This window comes from Actinorectispora metalli, assembly GCF_056323685.1.
This window is the reverse complement of sequence record NZ_JBREYE010000001.1, coordinates 1,723,621-1,740,629: the sequence shown is the minus strand read 5'-3', so window position 1 is coordinate 1,740,629 and position 17,009 is coordinate 1,723,621. Positions and strand designations below refer to the sequence as shown.

Below are 17,009 nucleotides of genomic sequence, written 5' to 3'. Positions count from 1 at the left end.
GCCGATCGCGGGAGCCGGGCATTCGGTCGGCGGCCGAGGTGGATCTTGCCAATTACCTTTACCGAGCGGAAAAGGTTCACACAGATGGCGGATTGCTCGTGGCGGGTTCTTGAAATTCGCATTTCAATGACCTGTGAATCTGAGGTCACTGCCAACGTTGCCCCAGTTCACAAGCATGGCAAGTTGTTGAAATGTAAAGCATCGGCGCCGATGCGAAGTCTGTTTCGGCAGAGGTTGCCGTGACCGGAACTTCTCCGGCTGCATTACCATTGCCGGGTGATCTGTCGCGCCATTGGGCCAAAGTGGCGAGATCGCTGCTCCCTACTGTCCCGTTTGACAGACGCCGACCCGTGCTGATGCTTTGATGGTCCCGTGATCGATCCAAGCTGCTTGTCGAACGATGAGGACGCTGAGCACCCTCAGCTCCTCGTTCGACTCGTGGGATCGGTCCTGGTCCGCTGCGCCGACAACACCTGGCGCACGCCTGCCTCGGCCCGGCTGCGGTCGGTGCTGGCGGTGCTCGCACTGGCGGACAGCCGACCCGTCTCCCGGGACTCGCTCTTCCACGCCGTGTGGGGCGCGGAGGCCACCGCGGGGGTCGGCGCGCTGCACGCCGCGGTCGCCCGGCTCCGGGGCTGGCTTCAGGACAGCGCGGGCGGGCGCCTGCGTATCGAGTACGGGCCCGCGGGCTACACGCTGGAGGTGCCGCCCTACAGCGTCGACGTGCACCAGGCGCAGATGCTGCGGGACCGCGCCCACACCCTGGACGACCCGGCCGCGAAACTGCCGCTGCTGGAACGGTGTCTCGACCTCGCCGACGAGGAGCTGGCGCTCGACCTGGAGGACCACGTCCGCACGGCGTTGCGGGCGGGCGAATGGCAGGACATGCGCTCGCGGTTCGTGGTCTGCCTGGCGCAGGCGGCCCGCGAGGCGGGCGAGCCCGCGCGGGCGCTGCCCGCCATCGAGATCTTCGCCGCGGACCGGCTCTACGACGAGCCGTTGCAGGCCGAGCTGATCATGGTGCTGAGCGCGGTCGGCAGACAGGCCGACGGCGTCGCGGCGTTCCAGCGCGTCCGGCAGGGCCTCACCGCGGAACTCGGCGTCGACCCGTCGCCGCAGCTGATGCAGGCCTACCAGCAGCTGCTGGAGCAGCAGAACGCGCCGCGGGTGCCCGTGCCCGCCCAGCAGACCCCGACTCCGCGCGGCGCGGAACCGCCGCGGTGGCAGGGCCCGCGCTCCCAGCTGGAGGAGCTCGTCGGGCGGGACGCCGAACTCGGCGGCATCGCCCAGCGGCTGGAGACCAACCGGTTGGTGACCATCGTCGGGGCGGCCGGTTCCGGCAAGACCGTGCTCGCGTTGGAGGCGGCCAAGCGGACCGGTGTGCCCGTGGTGTCCTTCGTGCTCACGCCCTGCCGGAGCTGGGAGGACCTCATCTCCGTCGTCGGCTCCACCCTGGGCGTGTCCTCCGAGACCACCGATGCCCTGTGCGACGCGGCCTTCGAGCTGCTCGGCGCGCACGACGGGCTGATCGTCATCGACAACGCCGAGCACCTCATCGACGAGGTCGCCGAGGCGGTCGAGCAGCTTCGCGAGGCAGGCACCATCGCGCGGATCCTGGTGACCTCGCGGCAGCCCCTTGGCGTGCCGGGGGAGTCGGTCTACGCGTTGTCCCCACTGCCGCTGCCGCCCAGCGCCGCCGTGGTCGACCCGGAATGCCCCTCCGTCGCGTTGTTCCTGCGGCGGGCCCGGGAGGCGACCACCCAGCCCGACCTGTCCGATCTCGGTGCGGTGGCCCGGATCTGCCGACGGGTGGACGGGCTGCCGCTGGCGCTGGAGCTGGCGGCGGCCAGGGTGCGGGCGTTCACGGTCGCGCAGTTGGCCGACCGGCTGGAGCAGAGCCTCGCGGTGCTCGACGGCGGGCGCAGGCCGCGCGATGAGCGGCACGCCACCCTCGACGCCGCCATCGCCTGGTCCTACCAGCTGCTGGACGACAACGAGCAGCTGCTGCTGACCCGGCTTTCGGTGTTCCGCACCGGCTTCGCCGTCGAGGCGGCCGAGCAGGTGTGCGGGGGCGAGCCGCTGGCCGCCCGCGATGTCGCCGGGCTGCTGGCGGGACTGATCGACAAGTCGCTGGTCAACCCCTACGACGAGCACGGACGGCGCCGGTACCGGCTGCTGGAGGCGGTGCGGGCCTTCGCCGAGTCGCGGTGTGACGACCAGATCGAGCTCCAGCTGCGGCACCTGAACTACTGGCTGCACGTGGTGGACGAGGCGTTCGTCGACAAGCCGTACTCGCAGCGCTTCGAGCCCGCCCGGCTGCTGGCCCCGGAGCTGCCCAACGTGCGTGCCGCCTTGCAAGCCGGGTCGCGCCAGGGCAAATGGGACCGGGTCGCCCAGGTCGTGTTGGGCCTCTATGACTTCTGGCTGAACAACCCGACCTTCGTGGTCGAGGGCGAGCAGTGGTTGGACCGGCTGGCAGGCGTCGACGACCTGTCGGCGGTCCTGCGCAGCGAACTGGACGCCATGACGGCGTTCTTCCTGCTGGCGCGGGAGGACTTCCTCGGCGCCCGCACCCATGCCGAGCGGGCGCTGCCGGAACTGGCCGCGAAGAAGGCGATCGAGTACGTCGAGTCCCTCAACATGGTCGTGGTGGCCAACCGGCACCTGGTGAATCCCAGCGTGCTGCAGGAGAGCGTCACGCTGATCAACGCCGCGCAGGAGATGGGCGATGCCGACCAGCTTGCCAACGCCTACACGCTGGCGGCCATCGCGGCGATGCAGTGGGGCAGGCCCGCGGAGGCCGAGCGGTACGTCGCCGACTACCGCAGGCACCAGTTCGCCAGGGGCCGCAGTGTGTCCGGCAGGCACCTCGAGGTGGCCGCGCAACTCGCCGCGATGCAGGGTGATCCCGGCACGTCGATGGATCTGGTGGAGCGCAGCACCCGCGAGAACGGCGACAACTTCCGGCACCAGCAGCAGCATCTGCTGAACGTGGTCGGGCTGCTGCTGACCAACGATCGCAACGCCGAGGCGCTGGTGATGGCCCGGGACGCGATCATGAAGATCCAGCAGCAGCACCCCGGCCGGTACGCCAGGGTGGGCGCGTTGATGGTGTACCTCGCGGAGGCCGAACGGCGCTGCGGGGATCCCGCCACCGCGCGGCAGCTGCTGGGCGAGGCGCTGAGCTCGCTGCTGATGACCAGCAACTACCTCGCCGCGGTGAACGGCGGGCTAGTGGCCGCGCTGCTGGCGGGCCAGGTCGGCGAGACCGACGCGGCCCGCGCGCTGGGCTCCTACTGGCAGTCCGTCCGGCAATCGGTCGGCCTGCCGGTGCCGCTGGCTTTCGGCTCGGTCATCCACCAGTTGCCGGTATCGCTGGACGACGGTCTTCCCGGACGCTGGGATCCGTCGGCGTTCGTCATGCTCATGCGGCAAGCGCATGCCTGGTGCATCGACGGTGGTATCGAGGCATACGGTCTGTCGTAGTTCCGAAATATGTCGGAAAACTGAAAGACGTTGCTTCGCCGGATGTTCACCGGCACGCCCGAAAGCCGCGTCTGCCACGCGTCTTGCCGGACATAACGTGGCGTTCCGCTCGACAAAGGTTCCCGCTCCCACCACACGGAAACCTTCCAGCGGATCATCGGAGGAAACAGTGGAACGACGTAACTTCTTGCGCGCGGCCGTGGTCGGCGCCGGGGTGACGGCTTTCGGCAACACCCTGACTCCCTCAGCCCTGGCGGCTCCGGCGCAGAACGCGCCCAGCCCCTACGGCGCCCTGCAACCCGCTGACGCCAACGGAATCCAGCTGCCCGCGGGCTTCACCAGCCGCGTGATCGCCCGGTCCGGCCAGGCCGTCTCGGGTACCGGCTACACCTGGCACAACGCCCCCGACGGTGGTGCCGTGTTCGCCGACGGCACGGGCTGGATCTACGTCTCCAACTCCGAGATCAACCCCAACGGCGGCGCCAGCGCCATCAAGTTCAACTCCAGCGGCTCCGTCACCAGCGCCTACCGGATCCTGAGCGGCACAAGGACCAACTGCGCCGGTGGCGCCACGCCGTGGAACACCTGGTTGTCCTGCGAGGAGGTCAGCCTGGGCTTTGTCTACGAGACCAACCCGTGGGGACCGGCCTCGGCGGCCGTACAGCGCCCGGCGATGGGCAAGTTCAAGCACGAGGCCGCCGCGGCCGACCCGGTGCGCCAGGTCATCTACATGACCGAGGACGAGAGCAACGGCTGCTTCTACCGGTTCATCCCGACCACCTGGGGCAACCTGTCCTCGGGCACCCTCCAGGTGCTGAAGGCGGGCACCGCGACCTCGGGCAGCTTCACCTGGGGCAACGTCCCGGACCCTGACGGCTCGCCGACGTTCACCCGCGACCAGGTCTCCGGCGCCAAGCGCTTCAACGGTGGCGAGGGCCTGCACTACGCCAACAACCAGGTGTGGTTCACCACCAAGGGCGACAACCGGGTGTGGCAGCTCAACCTGACCAACAACACCTACGAGCTGGCCTACGACGACAGCCTCGTCAGCCCCGGCACCCCTCCGCTGACCGGCGTCGACAACGTGACCGGCTCCACCGCCGGTGACCTCTACGTTGCCGAGGACGGCGGCAACATGGAGATCTGCATGATCACTCCGGATGACAAGATCTCGGTGTTCCTGCGGGTCACCGGCCAGAGCAGCTCCGAGATCTGCGGACCCGCCTTCACCCCCGCGGGCAACCGGCTGTACTTCTCCTCGCAGCGCGGCACCAGCGGCTCGTCCTCCGGCGGCATCACCTACGAGATCACCGGCCCGTTCCGTACCTGATCCCGATGATCCGTGGGCGGCGGCCGATCCGGTTGCCGCCCACGGGTTTCAGACGTGTGCGGGAACGCGTTCCGGCTCGGCGGGCACCTCGGCGGGCGTGGAGCGGCGGCGGGTGCCCGCGAGCATCGCGACGAGCAGGCCGAGAGCCAGCCAGACGAAGGCGTTGCCGGGGATGTTCTGCCACCAGTTCCAGTGCTGGCCGGGCAGGCGGAGTTCGGGGTACAGCCAGTGCGGGCCGATCGCGATGATCAGCAGGCAGGCGGCGTACAGGGCGAACCTGGCCCGGCTCGGGGCCGTCAGCAGTTCCGACAGGCCCCAGACCAGGCCGGGCAGCACCCAGACCCAGTGGTGGGACCAGGAGACCGGCGAGATCAGCAGCGGCACCGCCGACACCGCCACCAAGGCGCCGAGTTCGTCGCCGCGCCGGTGCAGCCGGGCGGCCACCACGGCGGCCAGGGCCACCGCGGGCAGCACGGCCGCCGCCCACAGCGCGGTGGCGGCAGGGTCCGGGATGTCCATCCTGGCCAGCACGCCCCGCAGCGACTGGTTCGCCGCGAAGGCCAGCCTGCCGACGCGGTCGGTGTCGCCGAGGGCCCGCAGCCAGTACGCCTGGGAGTCCGAGGGTGCCAGCGCCAGGCCGAGCAGCGTGCAGGCCAGGAACGCGGCGAACGCCGTGAACGCCGGGCGCCACTGGCGGCGGACGAGGAAGAACAACACGAACGCCGCGGGCGTCAGCTTGATCGCCGCGGCGATCCCGATCAGCGCGCCGCGCGGCCAACGCGGGGATCGGGCCAGGCAGTCGGCGGCGACCAGCGCCATCAGGATCAGGTTCACCTGTCCGAAGGAGACGGTTTCCCTGATCGGCTCCAGCGCCAGCGCCGCCACCACCGCGACACCGATCACGAACGGGCTGATCAGGTGCGGCCACCGCTCGCGCAGGCACAGGTACCAGACCAGGCCCAGCGCGAACAGGCTCAGCGCGGTCAGCAGCACCACCGCGGCGGGCAGCGGCATCGCGCCGAGGCCGGCGAACAGCACCGCGGCGATGGGCGGGTAGGTGAAGGGCAGGTAGAAGTCGGGGAAGGAGGCGGGGAACATCAGCGAGTAGATGTCCTGGCCGCGCATCCACGCGGTGCCGCCGCCGATGTAGACATGCGCGTCGGTCAGGCGGTGATCCGACCAGATCGCCCAGGTGCTGGCGCCTGCCGCGAGCAGGACCAGGCCCGTCAGCACGGCCGCGCGCAGCAGAGGGCCGCGTTGCATCCTGCGCTCGATCACGCGCAGCAGGCGGCCGGCGTGGCCAAGCGCTGCCATGCTCGCTGCCTCCTCACCGGTCGCGCTCGGGTGAGAATAGACGGGCCCGCCGGTCACGGCTGGTAGTACCCATCTCGATTCGGTCACCGCCGTACCGGAATTCCTCCTGGTGCGCACCCGAAAACGTCACCCAGGTGCCAAAAACCCACTCGGTCTTGCGCACCGTGGGAGATGGGTCCGGAAATTCTTTACGGTGAAGGGGTGACGGATACCGGCGGGAGCGGCGTCGTCCGCGCCGAGGTGCTGGCGCGCGTGCTCGTACCGCCGCTGGCCCTGTTCGGTGTGTCCGTGTTCATGTACGCGACCACCGAATCCCGCGACTGGACCGTGTTCAACGCGGGCCTCGCCGTGGTCGGCGCGGTGGCGTGGACGTGGTGGTGCGCGGCCTCGCTGGTGTACTGGCGCGATGGCCGCGACTGGACGCCGAGGCCGCTGTCGGTGGTGCTCCTGCTGGTCACGGTGGGGGTCGGCGGCGTCTTCCTGATGAGCCACTCGCACGGGATCTTCGGTTCCATCGTGGTCATCGCGGCCCTGGCCGTGGCTGCCGCCGAACTCGAGCCGAAGACCAGCCTCGCCGTGCTGGGCGTCGCGGTGCTGGCCGTCGTCGCGGGTACGACGGTGCAGGGACCGTGGGCGGTGGCGGGCTGGTCGGCGGGCCTGGTCACCGCCTACTTCGGCGGCATCGCCAGCTACAGCTACCGGCTCCAGCAACGGCAGGCGCAGCGGCTGCTGGCGGAAGCCCGCCGGGCGCAGGCGGAGCAGGCCAGGGCGGCCGCGCTGGCCGAGCGGGCCCGCATCGCCCGCGAGATCCACGACGTGCTCGCCCACTCCCTCGGCGCGCTGAGCGTGCAGCTCAAGGTGGCCGACCTGATGCTCAGCGGGGACGAGGCCGATGTGGACGGTGCCGTGGAGCGGGTGCGCCGCGCGCATGCCATCGCCGCCGACGGCTTGGCCGACACCCGGCGGGCGGTGGCCGCGCTGCGGGTGGACAGCCCGCCGCTGCCGGACGCGCTCGCGCTGCTGGTCGCCGCGCACCGGTACAACGAGACAGGCGCCGCAAACCTCCAGGTGGCGGGCACCCCGCGTGCGCTGCCCGCGGAGGTGACCGTGGCGATCGTGCGCACTGCGCAGGAGGCGCTGGTCAACGCCGCCAAGCACACCGCGGGCCTCGCGGTGGACGTGCGGCTGGATTACCTGGCGGACGCCGTCGCATTGAAGGTCACCTCGGGCGCCGCCGACCACACCGACACGGGCCAGGTGACCGGCGTGAACGGCGGCTACGGCCTCACCGGCATGCGGGAGCGCCTGGGCTTGATCGGCGGCAGTCTCTTCGCCGGTCCGGTCGGCGACGGCTGGGTGGTCCGCGCGGAGGTGCCCGTATGAGTGCCGCCGCCGAGGTCGCCGGGACGCTGCGGGTGCTGGTCGTCGACGACCAGACGGTGGTCCGCGAGGGCCTGATGACGATGCTCGACCTGATGCCCGGCATCGAGGTGGTCGGCGGCGCCGCGGACGGCGCGGAGGCGGTGGAACTGGCCGCGAGCCTGTCACCGCAGGTGGTGCTGATGGACCTGTCGATGCCGAGGGTGAACGGCATCGAGGCCACCCGGCGGCTGCTCGCCGAGCGGCCCGACACCGCGGTGGTGGTGCTCACCACCTACGCCGACGACGCCTCCATTGTGGAGGCGCTGCTGGCGGGGGCGCGCTGCTACCTCACGAAGGACTCCGGGCACGCCGAGATCCGCCGGGCCGTCGAGGCCGCCGCGGCCAACCAGGTGGTGCTCGCGCCCGAGGTGCGGGCTCAGTTGCTGGCCGCTGCCCGACGCGGGCTGGCGCCGTCCGACGAGCCCGCGGTGACCCCGCTGACTCCGCGAGAGGGCGAGGTGCTGGACCTCATCGCCGAGGGCCTGCCCAACGGTGAGATCGCGCGGCGGCTGTTCCTCAGCACTGCGACCGTGAAGACGTACGTCAACCGGGTGTTCGCCAAACTGGGTGTGCGCAGCCGGGCCGAGGCGGTGGTCTGGGCGCACCGCAACCGCAGGTTCCACCCGGAAGTCAACCCGCGGGTGCACGACAGCAAGTCCGGTCCGGCCTAGTTTCGGCGTTGTTCAGCCGGTCTGGCCACCTCGAGGGGAGTGCACGATGACCTTTCGGTGGCTCGCGGCCCTGGTGCTGCTGGGCGTTCTCACCGGAACCGGCACGGCCATGGCCGACGGGGCCCAGAACGGCACCGACATCCAGGTGGCGCAGACCCTCGGCGACCGTGAGCTCACGGTGGTGATCCGCAGGGTCACCGCGATGCCCGGCCCGCTGCGGGTGGATCTCGTCACGCACGCGGGCAGTCCGCCGGGATCACTGACGCTGCGGGCAGGCATGGCCGGTTCGGTGGTCAGCACGGCCACCGTGGCGCTGGACGCGCCGTTCACCGGCGGCACGCTGCTGGTGGACCGGCCCGGCCCGTGGGAGCTGTCGCTGGACGACGGCCGGCGCACCGCCACCATCCCGTTCGTGGTGCCCGCCAACCTGGCCGCGCCCTGGACCAAGGCCACCTACGGGGGTTTCGTGGCAGCGGGCGCGCTGCTGTTGATCGCGTTGTTCGTCGCGCTGCGCTGGGGCGAGCGGGCGGCGCTGGTGCCCACCGGCGCCATGATCGCCGCGCTCGCGGTCGGTATCACCGCCGCACTGTTGACCTCGTCCATTCCGCCGCCCGATCCGCCGGGCAGCAAGCTGGACCCGAGCGTGGAGACGGTGAACGACCCGTACGCCGTGCCCGCGCAGACCGCCGTTGACTATTCGCGGCCGCCGGTGAACCTGCTCTCCGACCGGGTCGGCGGCGACCTCCGGCTGCGGCTGTCCGACGGGTCCACCGGCAGGCCCGTTGACGACCTGCTGGTGCACGACAGCGCGCTGGTGCACCTCGTGGTGGTCTCGCCCGGCGGATCGCTGTGGCACCTGCACCCGGTGCGGACCGCGCCCGGGGAGTACCGGGCGCGGTTCACGCCGCCGGAGTCCGGGAACTACGCGCTGGCCGCCGAGATCGCCCGCCGCGGCGGCGGGGTGCAGCTGCTGCGCTCGGTGCTGCCGCTGACACAGGAGACCGCCGGGGCGCCCGCCACCACGCAGGTCGAGGTCGCCAGGACGATCCGCCCGGCGGGCACGGCGAGCACCATCACCGCGAAGTTCGGCACCGCCGACCTCCAGCCCTGGCTGGGCATGCTGGGCCATCTGTTCGTCATTGGACCGGTCACCGGGGACCTCACCGAAACCCCGGTGTGGGCGCATGTGCACTCGATGATCCCGCCGGTGCCGGGCCAGCCGGACCTGCCCGATGAGACAGTCGCCGCCTACGGCCCCGATGTGCCGTTCACGTTCACCTTCCCGCGGCCCGGCCGGTACCTGCTGTGGGTCCAGGCCGAACGGGACTACCGCGTCATGACCGTGCCCATCACCGTCGACGTTCCGCAGGGGGCCTCGTGAAGCGCGCAGTGGCCGCCGCCGTGCTCGTCGTGGTCGCCGGTGTCAGCGCCTGGCTGCTCTGGCCGAGCGGCGACGCGGGCACCTCGGTGAGCACCGCGGTCACCGGGCAGCAGCGCACCGTTCGGCTGTCCGTCGACTCCCCGCGGACCGGCGCCAACAGCTTCGCGCTGGAGGTCACCGACCCCGCACAGCACCCGGTGGCGCTGGACAGCGTCACCGTCGAGCCCGTCATGCCGCGGATGGGACACGCGTTGGCGCCGGTGACCGCCACGCCAGCCGGACCGGGCCGCTACCGGGCGGAGAACACCGTGCTGCCGATGTCCGGGCAGTGGGAGATCGCGGTGTCGCTGCACGGAGCCGACGGTTCGGAACAGGTCGTCTTTCCCCTGCTCGTTCGCTAGACCCCCAAGGAGGCCAGGATGGTTGTCACGGAGTCGGCCCTTCCACCGACCGCGACGGCGCGAACGCCGGGACTGCTCCCGGCGAGCCTGCTGATCGTGGGCATCCTGATCGCGCATGTCGGCAGTTCCTGGGACATCCAGTGGCATGTGGATGTCGGCCCGGACACCTTCTTCACCCTGCCGCATCTGTTCATGTACGTCGGCACCGCGATCCCCGGCCTGGTCGCGCTCGCCGTGGTGCTGCGGGCCACCGCCGACCAGCGCCGCGGCATCCTGCCTGACCCCAGGGTCGGCGGACCGGCCGTCAAGGTCTTCGGCGGCACCTTCACCGCGCCCGTCGGCTACCTGATCGCGGGAGCGGGCTCGGCGTCCTTCCTGCTCTACGGCCTGTGGGACCTGTGGTGGCACGAGGTGTACGGCTTCGACGCCACCCTGGCGTCCCCGCCGCACGTCGGCCTGCTGCTGTCCTCCACGGTGTCCTCGATCGGCATGGTCATGGTCTTCGCAGCGCTGCGGAACCTGCGCTGGGGTGTGGTCGGGGTGCTGTTCACGCTGGCGTCGTTCCTGGTGGAGAGCATGACCACGGTGCGCGGACTGCAACCGCTCAACGGCGTGGTGGCCGCGGTGACCGTGGGCACGGTGTTCTTCTCGGTGGTGCTGGTGGTGATCGCCGCGATCCTGATCGACCGCCCGTGGGCGGTGTTCGGGCTGGCCGCCGCCGTCGCGGTGTTCCAGGGCGTGTTCTGGTGGTTCGCGCCGTGGGCCGCGCGGGTCTACGCGGAGGCGGTGGGTCTGCCGCTGCGCGACTACACCGACGGCGTGCCGACCACGCCCTCCTTCGTGCCGATGTACCTGGTGCTGCTCGCGGCGGCCGTGGCCGGACTGCGAAGGATCTCCACGGGCCGCCGGATGGCGGTGGCCGCGGGCGCGGTCTGCGGCCTGATCGCGGTGGCCTGCCAGCCGTTCCAGAACGCCTTGGTCTACGGCGCGCCGCTGCCCGACGTCGGGAAGGTGGTCCCGACGGCGATCGCCGCGCTGCTGTTCGGCGCCCTCGCCGGTTTCCTCGGCGCGCGCTTCGGCGCGATGCTCCGCCTGCTCGCCCCCGCCGAAGGACGGTGACCCATGCGCAAGATCCTGCTCACGCTGGTGGTCGGGCTGCTGCTCGGCACGGCATCGCCTGCGGTGGCCTACGAGCCGGTCAACATCGTGCACACCGAGAAGGTGCAGGCCGGGCCCTACACGCTGACGGTGGGCTTCAGCACCTGGCCGCTGCGCGCCATGCAGTCGCTGGACTTCACCTTCATCCCCGACGGCGGCATCGCGGGCAAGTCCGGCACGCTCACCGTCACCGGGCCGGAGACGATCAAGTCGCGGCCCGCACCGCTGGTCCGGCACCCCCGCAAGCTGGACGTGTGGGGCCTGGACATCCAGAGCCTGGACACCGAGGGCGACTGGACGTTCAAGTTCACCGTCAACGGACCGCAGGGCACCGGGACCGGTGAGCTGTCCGGCGTGCAGGTGCTGGAGCAGCCCGGCCCGCCGCTGGCGCTGAGCCGGGTGATCAGCATCCTGCCGCTGATCGCGCTGATCGCATTTCTGACCATCGCCTGGCGCCGCACCCGAACCCGAGTGGCCGCCGCGTAGACAGGGGGCCTTCCGGGTCTCAGTTCGCCGCGAACGCCTCCAGCACGCCGTCGATCTCCTCGGCGAGCGAGACGTCGTTGGCGGTGAGGCCGCCCGCGGAGTGGGTGGAGATCCGGAAGGTCAGCGCGGTGTAGCGGATGTCGATGTCCGGGTGGTGGTTGTCGTTCTCGGCGATCTCGGCCACCCGGTTGACGATCCGGATGGCCTGGACGAAGGACTCCAGTCGCACGGTGCGCAGCAGCGCGGCATCCTGTCCGCCCGCGCCGTCCGCCCCGTCCCGCTGCCAGTCCGGCAGCTTCTCCAGAGCCTGACGAACCTGTTCCTCATCCAGGAGTGCAGCCATACCTCCATGATGGCAACTCCGCGCGCGCCGCGCCGGGTGAACAGGCACGCGCCCCGCGGCGTAGGAAGTGCCGGTGGGGATGGCCTAGTCTTTTCGGGTGCCATCGGGCGACTTGGGGGTCATGTGACTCTGTTCATCGCGGTAGCAGCGTCGGCGCTCCTCCTACTGGTCACCGTTGGTCTGATCTTCCTGCTGAGACTGGAACGCGCCCGCCGCAAGGCGCAGAGCGCGGCCATCGGGCAGATGGTGGACGCCCTCGGCACCTCGGTGAGCCAACTCCGGGAGGCGCTGACCGGTTTGCAGGCGCAGCAATCCCAGCTGGTGAGCAGCCTCGAGGAGACCAAACAGGCCACCCAGGAAGGCGTGCAGGGCCTCGGTCGCCAGTTCGCCATGGTCCGCGACCGGCAGGGCAGGATGGAGCAGGTGCTGGACACCATCCGGCTGGCCCGCCAGCCCGCCCGCCGCCGGGTGGCCGCCCAGGACAAGGAGTCCGCGTGATCGTGGTCGCTACCGCGATCGTCCACAACGGACTCCTGCTCGCCCAGCAACGCGCGTTTCCCGACCACTGCGCGGGAAAGTGGGAGCTGCCCGGTGGGCGTGTCGAGCCCGGCGAGTCCGAGCCCGATGCGGTGCGGCGGGAGTGCCGGGAGGAACTCGGTGTCACGGTGGCGGTCGGCGACCGGGTCGGTCCCGCCGTCGAACTCCCCGGCCTCGGCAGCCTGCACACCTATGCGGCGCTGCTCACCGGCGGCGAGCCGAGCGCCGTGGAGCACCGCGGCCTACGGTGGCTGGCTCAGGCCGAACTGGACACCGTGGACTGGCTGGAGGCCGACCTCGTGCTGCTGCCCGCGCTGCGGGAGCTGTTGGGTGACAACGCGACGGCGGTCAGGAACGCCAGGCCCGCGAGCAGGTAGCTGTCGCACAACACGTGCTGCCACCAGGCGAAGTCGCGCGGGTCGGTGCCCACCAGGTACCGGTGCGGGCCGATCAGGAACACCGCGAGCGCACCGAGGGCAATCATCCGGTGCTTCCACCCGATGGCGAGCACCAGCGCGGGCACACACCAGACCCAGTGGTGTGACCAGGAGATCGGCGAGACGAGCAGACCGCCCACCGCGACGCACAGCAGCGCGGTCGGGGTCGAGGCCGCACCGCGCCGGGCGGCGATCCAGGTCAGCGCCACCACCAGCAGGCCGAGTACCAGCCAGAGCACGGTTTCGGTGGTCCCGCTCGTGCCCAGGCGGTGCAGCGCGCCCCGGATCGACTGGTTGGCCGGGTACTCGAAGCCACCGATGCGGGACGGGTCGAGGATGACCGAGAACCAGTACTCCATGCTGTCCCGGCCCGCGAGCAGGAACCCCAACGCGCCCACAACGCAGAAGCTCGCCGCCGCCGTGAACACGGGTTTCCACTGCCGTCTCGCGAGGAAGAACAGCACGAAGAACGCGGGTGTGAGCTTGACGGCCGCGGCGATCCCGATCAGCGCGCCACGCGGCCAGCGGGTGCGCGGCAGCAGGCAGTCCGCGACGACCAACGCCAGCAGGACCAGGTTGATCTGTCCATAGGAGAACGTCTGGCGCACCGGCTCCAACGCGATCGCGGCCGTCGCGAGGCCCACGCCCACGACCAGGTGCCGCTCCCGCGGGATCGCGGTGTGCCGCAGCACGATGGTCGTGGTGGCCACGATGGCAGCGAGGCCGAGCGCGGTCACCAAGCCCATGGTCACCGGGATGGGCGGGACTGCGATCAGCCCGAACAGCACCGCCGCGATGGGCGGGTAGGTGAAGGGGAAGTCCGGTCCGCCGAGCGGTTTGGCGAACCCCGGCACGTACAGCGGGTGGCCCTCCAGCCACGCCTTGCCCGCGACCCGGTAGATCTCCAGGTCGAGGATCTGCCTGCGAGTGCTCTCGTTGGCGAGCGCGAGCACGGTCGCGACCGCCACCAGCGCGCCCGCCGCGATCACCAGTCGGTTCCAGGTTCTCGGCCCGACGGCCACGGCCACCTCCCAACGGCACGGGTGGCGTGGAGTGTGCCAGAGCCGCCTGCCCGCTCCACCGGTGCGGGCAGGCGACCAGGCTCAGCCCTCGCGGGTGGTCATCCGGATCAGCGTGATGGAGAAGCCGATGACCAGGTACGCGGCGGCCTTCAGCAGACCGGTCTGCATGCTGTCGGTGTTGATCGGGTCCTGGAGCACGCCCATCAGCGAGGTCGTCCAGCCGTCGGTGAGCAGCAGCGGAGCCATCCACTCCATGGACGGCAGCGCGCCGAGCACGCCGAAGAGGATCAGTCCGCCCAGCACCGCGGCCAGCACCACCAGCGGGTGGTCGGTGGACGCCGACACCGCCAGCGCCACCGCGCCCAACGCGATCATCTGCACGATCACGTAGGCCGCGGCCAGCCCCACCCGGCCGAGGCCGTCGGTGAAGGACAGGGTGGTGCCGGAGATGGTGACCATGCCCTCGCCGCCGACGATCACCAGCCCGGTGACAACACCGGACACCGCGATCAGGCCGATGGCGGCGACGACCACCGACGCCAGGCCCGCGGCCTTGATCCACACCAGCCTGCTCCGGCCGACCGGCGCGAGCAGCAGACCGCGCAGCGTGCCCTGGTTCGCCTCACCGGCGAGTGCGTCCGCGGAGACCATGCTGACCAGCACCGGCAGCAGCAGCGGCATGGCCATGGTGAGCGCCACCAGCGGCAGCACCAGCCCGTTGCCCGCCACCGAGGACAGCATCGGCGGGCCGCCCTCGCCCTCGGTGGGGCCGCTCAGGGTGGTCACGCCGATGCCGATGGCCACCGGCAGCAGCGCGAACAACGCCAGCGCGACCACATTGCGCGGGCGACGGAACATCAGGCGCAGCTCGGAACCCAGCAGCGGCAGCGTGGTCGAGCGCTTCGACCGCTGCGCGGAGGCGGTCAGTGCGAGCGTGGTCATGCGGGCACCTCCGTGGTGAGCTGCGCGAACAGTTCGTCGAGGCCGGTGCGCTCGCGCCGCGCCTCGTGCACCGGGATGCCAGAGCCGACCAGCACCTCAAGCACCTGCGGCACGTTGGTGCCCGCAAGCTCCACCTCCAGCGCGGAACCGGTGTCCACCGCGGTGATCCCGTGTCCACGCAGTTCGAGCAGGCCTGCGGCGCTGTCCGGGGTGGACACGATGAGGCGGGCGGTCCGCGACTCCAGCAGGTCGGCCAGCGGGCCCTGCGCCACCACCGAACCGGCGTGCATCACCGCGACGTGCGTGCAGGTCGCCTCCACCTCGGCGAGCAGGTGCGAGGAGACGATCACCGTCACGCCCGCGGCGTGCAACTCGGCGATGATCCGCCGCACCTCCCTGGTGCCCGCCGGGTCGAGGCCGTTGGTCGGCTCGTCCAGCACCACCAGCCGCCGCGGCACCAGCAGGGCGGCGGCCAGGCCGAGGCGCTGCTTCATGCCCAGCGAGTAGCCGCGGTAGCGGCGGTGCGCGGCGTCGGTCAGTCCGACCCGCTCCAGCGCCTCCGCGACGGCTTCCTTCGCCGTGCCGGGCGCCAGCAGCGGTTCGGCGGCGGCCACCCGCAGCAGGTTGTCCCGACCGGAGAGGTAGGAGTGGAAGCCGGGGCCCTCGATCAGCGCGCCGACCTCCGGCAGCACCTCGCCCGCGGCGTCGGGCATCTGCCTGCCGAGCAACTCCACGGTGCCGTCGGTGGGCTGGCTCAGCCCCAGCAGCATCCGCATCGTGGTGGTCTTGCCGGAACCGTTGGGGCCCAGCAGGCCCAGCACCGAACCGGCGGGCACCGCGAGGTCAACGCCCGCGACGGCGAGGGTGCCCCGGAAGTCCTTGCGCAGTCCCTGCGTCCTGGCGGCGAACTCGGGAGCGGGGGCGACCGCGACCGCGGCCACCCCCTCCCGAACTGCCGTGGCAGTCGTCGTCATCGGCTCAAAGCCTCCGACAGGACCTGCTCCGGAACGGCACCCGCGGCCACCCGGCCGTCCTCGGTCAGCAGCGCGCTGCCGACCTTGGTGCTGATCAGCCAGCCGTTGCCGTAGGGCCCGGAGACCGGCTTGGCCAGCGCCTTGACGGCCTCCAGCGGGTTGCGGCCTTCCTTGCCCGCTTCCACCGCGGGCAGCTTGCCGACCACGATGGTGTCCCAGCCCTCGCCGACGACCTGCGGCTGCGTCATCTCGGGCTTCGCGCCCTCGCGCTTGTCGGTGTGCTCCTTGCCCGCCTGCTCCGGTGTGGTCACCTTCGCGTTGGCGGGCGGGGTGAAGGAGAACAGCCGGTCCTCCTGGGCACCCAGGGTCAGCTCGGTGAAGCCGACCTTGAGCACCGGCTCCGCGGAGTTGTTGGCGAGCACCTTCAGCTCCAGCGGGATCCGCTTCTCGGCGTCCACCGCGATCCGCACCTCGCGCAGCAGCGTGCGCTCGGTCGGCGCCGGGGTGAGCACCAGCGTGTACACCGGCCGGCCCGCGACCTCCGCGGTGCCGTCCACCGAGACCGTGCTGGTCTCGCGCAGCTTGGCGATGGCCTCCTTGGACAACGCGGCCGGGTCCTGGGTCTTGGCCTTCTCCTCGGCCTTGTCCCGCTCGCCCTGGTGCGCCGACTTGTCGACCTTGAGCACCGACTGCGTACGGGAATCCCAGGTCCAGATCGTGCTGCCGTCGTTGACGACCGTCTTCTCGCCGCCGACACCCGGCATCGAGAGCCTGCTGCGGTCACCGCCGTCGTGCCAGATCCGCAGCGTTCCGTCGCCGGTGGCCAGCTCCGGTGCCCCCGGGATGGCGGGCAGCCCGAGGTTGTTGTCCAGCTCCACGGTGCCGCCCAGCGCCGGTGCCTTACTGGTCAGCACCGAGGACACCAGGTCCTCCGGGCTCACCGCGGGCAGGTTCGGCGCCGCCCCGGCACCCGCGGGCAGCGTCATCGCGATCAGCCCGGCGAGCCCGACGACTCCGGCGGTGGCCGCCGCGGTGACGGTTCTGCGGTTGCGTTGCATGTTTCCCCCTTCTCACTCGATCTCTCTCTGCGCCACCAACGGTGTCC

Annotated in this window: 15 protein-coding genes and 1 pseudogene; 10 read left to right on the top strand and 6 right to left on the bottom strand. The window is 71.1% G+C overall.

Features of this window, described 5'->3' with window-relative positions:
- Positions 1 to 438: 438 nt before the first annotated feature.
- Both ACU6XJ_RS07990 and ACU6XJ_RS07985 read left to right on the top strand, forming a co-directional pair.
- Positions 439 to 3,486, top strand: coding sequence for a BTAD domain-containing putative transcriptional regulator (locus ACU6XJ_RS07990; protein WP_476308144.1), 3,048 nt, complete (start codon positions 439 to 441; stop codon positions 3,484 to 3,486).
- 169 nt (positions 3,487 to 3,655) lie between these two features.
- Positions 3,656 to 4,816 (top strand): alkaline phosphatase PhoX, encoded by a 1,161-nt coding sequence (locus tag ACU6XJ_RS07985; RefSeq protein WP_476308142.1) that lies wholly within the window; start codon positions 3,656 to 3,658, stop codon positions 4,814 to 4,816.
- Positions 4,817 to 4,864: 48 nt separating this feature from the next.
- Here ACU6XJ_RS07985 and ACU6XJ_RS07980 read toward each other — a convergent pair whose 3' ends face one another.
- A complete protein-coding gene (locus ACU6XJ_RS07980; protein WP_476308140.1) occupies positions 4,865 to 6,130 on the bottom strand; it encodes a glycosyltransferase 87 family protein in 1,266 nt (421 codons plus the stop codon).
- Between the two features lie 201 nt (positions 6,131 to 6,331).
- Here ACU6XJ_RS07980 and ACU6XJ_RS07975 point away from each other — a divergent pair, with 201 nt between their 5' ends.
- Genes ACU6XJ_RS07975 through ACU6XJ_RS07950 form a run of 6 tightly spaced genes read left to right on the top strand, consistent with a single transcriptional unit; the run spans position 6,332 to position 11,649 of the window.
- The gene (locus ACU6XJ_RS07975) at positions 6,332 to 7,513 is read left to right on the top strand and encodes a sensor histidine kinase (protein ID WP_476308138.1); all 1,182 of its coding nucleotides are present in this window, start codon (positions 6,332 to 6,334) and stop codon (positions 7,511 to 7,513) included.
- Positions 7,510 to 8,223: a response regulator gene (locus ACU6XJ_RS07970; protein ID WP_476308136.1), complete on the top strand. Its 714-nt coding sequence runs from the start codon at positions 7,510 to 7,512 to the stop codon at positions 8,221 to 8,223. Before ACU6XJ_RS07975 ends, ACU6XJ_RS07970 begins: the two co-directional genes overlap by 4 nt.
- 46 nt (positions 8,224 to 8,269) lie before the next feature.
- Complete coding sequence (locus tag ACU6XJ_RS07965; RefSeq protein ID WP_476308134.1) at positions 8,270 to 9,604, top strand: hypothetical protein; 1,335 nt, start codon at positions 8,270 to 8,272, stop codon at positions 9,602 to 9,604.
- Positions 9,601 to 10,005: a FixH family protein gene (locus tag ACU6XJ_RS07960; RefSeq protein WP_476308132.1), complete on the top strand. Its 405-nt coding sequence runs from the start codon at positions 9,601 to 9,603 to the stop codon at positions 10,003 to 10,005. Before ACU6XJ_RS07965 ends, ACU6XJ_RS07960 begins: the two co-directional genes overlap by 4 nt.
- A gap of 18 nt (positions 10,006 to 10,023) precedes the next feature.
- A complete protein-coding gene (locus ACU6XJ_RS07955) occupies positions 10,024 to 11,124 on the top strand; it encodes a hypothetical protein (protein ID WP_476308130.1) in 1,101 nt (366 codons plus the stop codon).
- Between the two features lie 3 nt (positions 11,125 to 11,127).
- Positions 11,128 to 11,649, top strand: a complete 522-nt coding sequence (locus ACU6XJ_RS07950) for a hypothetical protein (protein WP_476308128.1) — start codon at positions 11,128 to 11,130, stop codon at positions 11,647 to 11,649.
- Between the two features lie 19 nt (positions 11,650 to 11,668).
- Here the strand turns inward: ACU6XJ_RS07950 and ACU6XJ_RS07945 are convergent, their stop codons facing one another.
- Positions 11,669 to 11,992, bottom strand: coding sequence for a 4a-hydroxytetrahydrobiopterin dehydratase (locus ACU6XJ_RS07945; protein ID WP_476308126.1), 324 nt, complete (start codon positions 11,990 to 11,992; stop codon positions 11,669 to 11,671).
- A 123-nt stretch (positions 11,993 to 12,115) separates the two neighbouring features.
- Here ACU6XJ_RS07945 and ACU6XJ_RS07940 point away from each other — a divergent pair, with 123 nt between their 5' ends.
- The gene (locus tag ACU6XJ_RS07940) at positions 12,116 to 12,490 is read left to right on the top strand and encodes a hypothetical protein (protein WP_476308125.1); all 375 of its coding nucleotides are present in this window, start codon (positions 12,116 to 12,118) and stop codon (positions 12,488 to 12,490) included.
- Complete coding sequence (locus tag ACU6XJ_RS07935) at positions 12,490 to 12,906, top strand: (deoxy)nucleoside triphosphate pyrophosphohydrolase (RefSeq protein WP_476313850.1); 417 nt, start codon at positions 12,490 to 12,492, stop codon at positions 12,904 to 12,906. The genes ACU6XJ_RS07940 and ACU6XJ_RS07935 overlap by 1 nt, the downstream gene beginning before the upstream one ends.
- Before the next feature lie 236 nt (positions 12,907 to 13,142).
- Here the strand turns inward: ACU6XJ_RS07935 and ACU6XJ_RS07930 are convergent.
- From ACU6XJ_RS07930 to ACU6XJ_RS07915, 4 genes and pseudogenes are all read right to left on the bottom strand, one after another.
- Positions 13,143 to 13,718: pseudogene (locus ACU6XJ_RS07930) on the bottom strand (glycosyltransferase family 87 protein); the annotation flags it as partial.
- Positions 13,719 to 14,069: 351 nt separating this feature from the next.
- On the bottom strand, positions 14,070 to 14,930 hold the full coding sequence (locus ACU6XJ_RS07925) for an ABC transporter permease (RefSeq protein ID WP_476308123.1): 861 nt from the start codon (positions 14,928 to 14,930) through the stop codon (positions 14,070 to 14,072).
- Positions 14,927 to 15,904: an ABC transporter ATP-binding protein gene (locus ACU6XJ_RS07920; protein ID WP_476308121.1), complete on the bottom strand. Its 978-nt coding sequence runs from the start codon at positions 15,902 to 15,904 to the stop codon at positions 14,927 to 14,929. Before ACU6XJ_RS07920 ends, ACU6XJ_RS07925 begins: the two co-directional genes overlap by 4 nt.
- Positions 15,901 to 16,962, bottom strand: coding sequence for a LolA family protein (locus tag ACU6XJ_RS07915; RefSeq protein WP_476308119.1), 1,062 nt, complete (start codon positions 16,960 to 16,962; stop codon positions 15,901 to 15,903). The genes ACU6XJ_RS07920 and ACU6XJ_RS07915 overlap by 4 nt, the downstream gene beginning before the upstream one ends.
- Between the last annotated feature and the right edge of the window lie 47 nt (positions 16,963 to 17,009).